Source organism: Mesorhizobium sp. M2A.F.Ca.ET.067.02.1.1, from assembly GCF_004023285.1.
Classification (GTDB): domain Bacteria; phylum Pseudomonadota; class Alphaproteobacteria; order Rhizobiales; family Rhizobiaceae; genus Mesorhizobium.
This window is the reverse complement of record NZ_RZSB01000457.1, coordinates 1-4,892: the sequence shown is the minus strand read 5'-3', so window position 1 is coordinate 4,892 and position 4,892 is coordinate 1. Positions and strand designations below refer to the sequence as shown.

Here is a 4,892-nt window from a genome sequence, read left to right as displayed (position 1 = left end):
GGTCCAGGGGCTGAAATACCAGGACCGGACGGACCTGGCGCCCTGGATGGCGAACTGGATGGTCCGCGCCGGCGCGGAGCTGATTGCCGAGGCCGATCTGGTCGTGCCGGTTCCGTTGCACTGGCGGCGCTTCTTCCGGCGCCAGTTCAACCAGTCTGCGGAGCTTGGACGCGCCGTTGCAAAGCTCAGCGGACTGCCATTCTCGCCATCCGCGATCAAACGCGTGAAGCTGACGCGCCAGCAGGTCGGGCTCGAACGGCATGAGCGCGAGGAGAATGTGCGCGCCGCCTTCCGCGTTCCACCGGAGGCCGAGATCGAAATCGCGGGCCGCCGGGTGCTGGTCGTCGACGATGTCTACACCACCGGCGCCACGGTGAGGGCGGTCGCCAAGGCGCTGAAGCGGGGCGGCGCCGGGGCGGTCGACGTGCTGACGTTCGCCCGAGTCCTGCCGGGGGACTTTCGGGCGGATGAGTCCGCGACTATATAGAAACTCAAACGTTGTTTTTGGTGCAGGTCGCTTCCATACAACCATTGGGCGACATGCATTGGCAGGATTGTGATCGATGGTCGATGTGACGATCTATACAAGGATGATGTGCGGCTACTGCAGCGCCGCCAAGCGGCTGCTCGACCGCAAGGGCGTGGCCTATACTGAGCACGACGCCTCGTTCTCGCCGGAACTGCGCCAGGAAATGATTTCCAAGGCGCATGGGCGAACCACCTTTCCGCAGATTTTCATCGGCGACACGCATGTCGGCGGCTGTGACGATCTCCATGATCTGGAGTCGCAGGGCCGGCTGGATGTGATGCTCGCCAACGGGAGATGATCATGGGTAGTTTCAAGGCCGCAGCCGTGCAGATGCGTTCGGGCACGAGCCCCGAACGCAACGCCGCCGACATGGAAATCCTGGTCCGCCAGGCCGCCGGCCAGGGCGCCACCTATGTCCAGACGCCGGAAATGACGGGTGCGCTGGTGCGCGACAAGGAAGCCGGCGCGGCCGCCTTCACCACCGAAGACAAGGACATTGTCGTCGCCACCGCGCGCAGGTTGGCTAAGGAGCTCGGCATCCACCTGCATATCGGCTCGACGGCGATCCGTCGCGCAGACGGCAAGCTCGCCAACCGCGCCTTCCTGTTTTCACCCGACGGCACGCTGATTGCCGGCTACGACAAGATCCACATGTTCGATGTCGACCTCGACAATGGCGAGAGCTGGCGCGAATCCGCATCCTACGAGCCGGGAACGGAAGCGGTCGTGACCGACGTCAAAGGGACGAAGCTGGGCTTTGCCGTCTGCTACGACCTGCGCTTCCCGCAGCTGTTCCGCGCCGAGGCGATGGCCGGGGCCGAGGTGCTGACGGTGCCCGCCGCCTTCACGCGCCAGACCGGCGAGGCGCATTGGCATGTGCTTTTGCGCGCCCGCGCCATCGAGAACGGCGCCTATGTCATCGCCGCCGCGCAGGGCGGCCTGCATGAGGACGGGCGCGAGACCTATGGCCATTCGCTGATCGTCGATCCGTGGGGGCGCGTCATCGCCGAGGCCGCGCATAACGAGCCGGGCGTGATCCTTGCCGAGATCGATCCGGCGCAGTCGCTTGCGGCGCGCCGCAAGATCCCCAATCTCAGGAATGCGCGGGATTTCATCGTCAATGCCGGCGCAGGCGAAGCGCCGCGTCTCAGGGGTGCTGCCTCTTGATCCGCTTTTCCCTGATCTGCGAGCACGAGCACGAATTCGAAGCCTGGTTTCGCAGCAATGACGACTTCGACACCCAGAAGAAGCGCGGCTTTGTCGATTGCCCGACCTGCGGCTCGCAAAAGATAGAGAAGGCGCTGATGGCGCCGGCCGTCTCGACGTCGCGCAAGCAGGAGAAGATGGCTTTGGCCATGGGCGAAGCGCAGAAACAGGCGCTGGCGCAGTTGAAGGCGCTGGCCGAGAAGGTGCGCGAGAATGCCGACTATGTCGGCAGGCCGACAGTTCGCGGCGTAACGCTCCCCGACCCTGAACGAAGAGAGCTTGATAGATGGCTTCGTGGCTGATGCGCATCGTCTTGTCGTCCGGGAAGTTGATCGGCAAGCGTCGGGCGATCTGTTCCGGGCTCCAGGCCCTGGCCCATCGCCGATCCTTTCGCGGACCGTGCCGGCGGCCCTTCCACCAAACGGCCGGATCAGGAACGGCGGCGCCACTTGGGGACCTGCCGGCCAGTCGCTGCTCCACATAAGTGCGCAAGGTAGTGTTGAGCGCAAGCTTGGTCGGTTTGGGCCGACGGGCCGATCGGTCGGCGTGCCATTGGGCTTTCGATGCACGATATTCCAGCCCGCCGCTGCGCGTCGCGGCATTGCGTCGTAGCTCACGGGAGATGGTCGAGGCGGATCGGCCAAGTCGGCGTCCGATCTCGCGTCTCGAAAGGCCCTGAACGCGAAGAAGTGCGATCTCCTCACGTTCCGCAAACGCAAGGTATCGCTCTGACGGCGGCTTGGTGGAAGATCTGAACATCGCTGGTGCCATGCCGCCCGCTTGTCGGTACAATCTGGTTCCAACAGGCTGCGACATGCCAGCCGCCAGCGCAGCATCTTCGCTGGTCAGCCCCTGCGCTATCCCCAACCAGAATCGCTGGAGTTCAGATCGCCCCGCCACTGGCGGACGTCCCGGTGACGGCAACGGCGCCCGTCCAGAACGGTGTGATCGTCGCTTTCCAATGCCCATCGCAACCTCCTTCGTTCAGGTGTTGCGACGACCGCTTGAATCCGCCCAATATACGAGCGAGCAGTTCCAGCGACTGATGGCCGACCACGGCATCACCTGTTCAATGAGCCGGTCGGGCAACGTCTGGGACAACGCTGCGATGGAGAGCTTCTTCTCGTCGCTCAAGACTGAGCGGACAGCCCGCAAGGTCTACAGGACGAGGGATGACGCCAGGGCGGATGTGTTCGATTACATCGAGCGCTTCTATAACCCTCGGCGAAGGCACTCGACGCTAGGCTAGCTGAGCCCCGTCGAGTTCGAGGAACAAGCTATGCTAGCTTAGCCTCGTGTCCGAAAAACCGGCAGCAGCCCACGCCGTCAGACCCTTCTGAGGCGGTACGCTGGGATCAGTCACGCCCTAAAACGACGTAGACATCTGCCTTTGACGCGTGGCAAATGTAACGCTTAAAGCCGGACACCACCCATTCTCTGGTGACTTCGTCGAGGCGGATCCACGTCTCCATTCCCGCACTATCCGAACCAACATTAGGCTCGGTTACCCTACCGCTCGGCCCCCGAGAATTGGCGTCAGGTAGCGCTCTCGCGGTGCCGCTCGGGCAAATCGGTGAAAAGGGTACGCGCAGGACAACGCGGTGGCGATAGTGGACTCGAAGGCGTAATTCAGGAAGGCAGCTTCCTCTGAGACGATTACCGCATGAGTAAGGCCCGGCTTCGGCAAGGCACCGCGATAGAGATCCGGAAACATCAGCTTCAAGTAACCGGCCTCGCCTAAGGCGCCGATGATCGCAAGTTGAGCGCCGAAATCCTGATCACGCTGAATTGCATCAACTTTCGGTGTAAGCTCACGTGACATGAAGGCGCGCACTTGTGCGCGAAATGAGCGATCCTCCTCCGCTAAAAAAACCACGCATCCGTCACAGTCTCACAAAAACCCGCCAGCATCGGCGGCGCAGCGGTGGATTGCAGTCTTCCGAAATGATCAGGCGATGATGTACCAACAAAGGTGATGTTCCATAGTTTCATAGAGTTGCTCGCCGATAACCTTACTCTCACAAGCACGACCGAGGGGATCGATACGGCTTGCCCGTATCGTAGATCGCCGTCATGGCTGTTACTCGGCTTCGTCAGTTACTTGCACAAATCCGTCATGCGATAAGGCCTATCACGACGAAGCTTGGAGGAGGGCGCCGGACACTTGGCCTTGAAAGCTTTGCTGAAATGTCCCAGGCTCGAATATCCGCATCGATCTGCGATCGTCTTGACGCCTCGGTCGATGCTATGATCAGCCCCGCGCGGCAAGCAATCTTGCAAGTAGAATGCCGAAGCGGCATTCCTAAGCTGCTTGACATCGTTCAAGTTAGCGTTCCGAAATGCCGATCGTGGATGCGACAGCAGCGATCTTGTGGGGCTTGCCGCAATTTTGCTGCTGCGCCTGCTTAGGACAAGCTCGCGTCCAACTTCCTGGCATGGTCCAATTTTTGGCTGCCGAGTTGTTGGCTTCGTCTTCTTTTGGAGTGATCATTCTTCACTTCCAGTGTCCACTCCAAGCTTTGCAGCCGTGCCAGTTCTGCATAGGGGATATGGCAGCGGATCGTATGGCCGGCCTCGGCCTCCGTCAGCTCCGGCTCCTGTGTCTCGCAGATAGCGCCGATCTTGCGCGGGCATCGCGTGTGGAAGACGCAGCCCGTCGGCGGGTTGGCCGCGCTCGGGATCTCGCCGTCGAGGCGGATGCGGGAGGTCTCGGTGCGGTCGAGTTTTGGAACGGCCGACAACAGCGCTTCGGTATAGGGGTGGTGCGGGCCGGAGAAAACTGCTTCCGATGGGCCGAACTCCACGATGCGGCCGAGATAGAGCACGGCGATCTTGTCGGAGAGATAGCGCACTACGCCGAGGTCGTGCGAGATAAAGATGTAGCTGACATCTTCCTTGGATTGCAGGTCGGCCAGAAGGTTGAGGATCGCCGCCTGCACCGACACGTCGAGCGCCGAGGTCGGCTCGTCGCACACCACAATGCGCGGATCGCCGGCAAAGGCGCGCGCGATCGCGACACGCTGCTTCAGGCCACCGGAGAGCTGACGCGGCTTGACCGCGAGATGCCGGTCGGTGAGCCGCACCGAGCGGACGAGCTCTTCCAGGCGCCTCTCCAGCGTCTTGCCGCTGAGCCCACCGAGCCGCCTCAAGGCGCGGC

Annotated in this window: 6 protein-coding genes and 2 pseudogenes; 5 read left to right on the top strand and 3 right to left on the bottom strand. The window is 62.1% G+C overall.

From position 1 onward, the window contains the following. The 4 genes from EOA28_RS24940 to EOA28_RS24925 all read left to right on the top strand — a co-directional run. Positions 1–487: ComF family protein (locus EOA28_RS24940; RefSeq protein ID WP_148670835.1), on the top strand; the 487-nt coding region annotated here is incomplete at its 5' end. A 76-nt stretch (positions 488–563) separates the two neighbouring features. Next, the gene (gene grxC, locus EOA28_RS24935) at positions 564–827 is read left to right on the top strand and encodes a glutaredoxin 3 (protein ID WP_042647701.1); all 264 of its coding nucleotides are present in this window, start codon (positions 564–566) and stop codon (positions 825–827) included. Positions 828–829: 2 nt separating this feature from the next. Beyond that, complete coding sequence (locus EOA28_RS24930; RefSeq protein WP_127251150.1) at positions 830–1,696, top strand: carbon-nitrogen hydrolase family protein; 867 nt, start codon at positions 830–832, stop codon at positions 1,694–1,696. Further along, positions 1,693–2,037, top strand: coding sequence for a DUF1178 family protein (locus EOA28_RS24925; RefSeq protein ID WP_245501587.1), 345 nt, complete (start codon positions 1,693–1,695; stop codon positions 2,035–2,037). The genes EOA28_RS24930 and EOA28_RS24925 overlap by 4 nt, the downstream gene beginning before the upstream one ends. Here the strand turns inward: EOA28_RS24925 and EOA28_RS24920 are convergent. Then, positions 1,964–2,704: pseudogene (locus tag EOA28_RS24920) on the bottom strand (helix-turn-helix domain-containing protein); the annotation flags it as partial. The gene EOA28_RS24925 and the pseudogene EOA28_RS24920 sit on opposite strands and share 74 nt — an antisense overlap. A gap of 43 nt (positions 2,705–2,747) precedes the next feature. Between EOA28_RS24920 and EOA28_RS24915 the strand changes: the two are divergent. Next, positions 2,748–2,984: pseudogene (locus EOA28_RS24915) on the top strand (integrase core domain-containing protein); the annotation flags it as partial. A gap of 255 nt (positions 2,985–3,239) precedes the next feature. Here EOA28_RS24915 and EOA28_RS39590 read toward each other — a convergent pair. Continuing rightward, positions 3,240–3,611 (bottom strand): acyl-CoA dehydrogenase family protein, encoded by a 372-nt coding sequence (locus tag EOA28_RS39590; RefSeq protein WP_210214957.1) that lies wholly within the window; start codon positions 3,609–3,611, stop codon positions 3,240–3,242. Between the two features lie 529 nt (positions 3,612–4,140). Then, positions 4,141–4,892, bottom strand: a 752-nt coding sequence (locus tag EOA28_RS24905; RefSeq protein ID WP_245501586.1) for an ABC transporter ATP-binding protein, incomplete at its 5' end; no start/stop codon positions are given.

Coding starts and splice junctions, on each gene's coding strand:
- grxC (WP_042647701.1), top strand. CDS start 564: ATGGTCGATGTGACGATCTATACAAGGATGATGTGCGGCTACTGCAGC.
- EOA28_RS24930 (WP_127251150.1), top strand. CDS start 830: ATGGGTAGTTTCAAGGCCGCAGCCGTGCAGATGCGTTCGGGCACGAGC.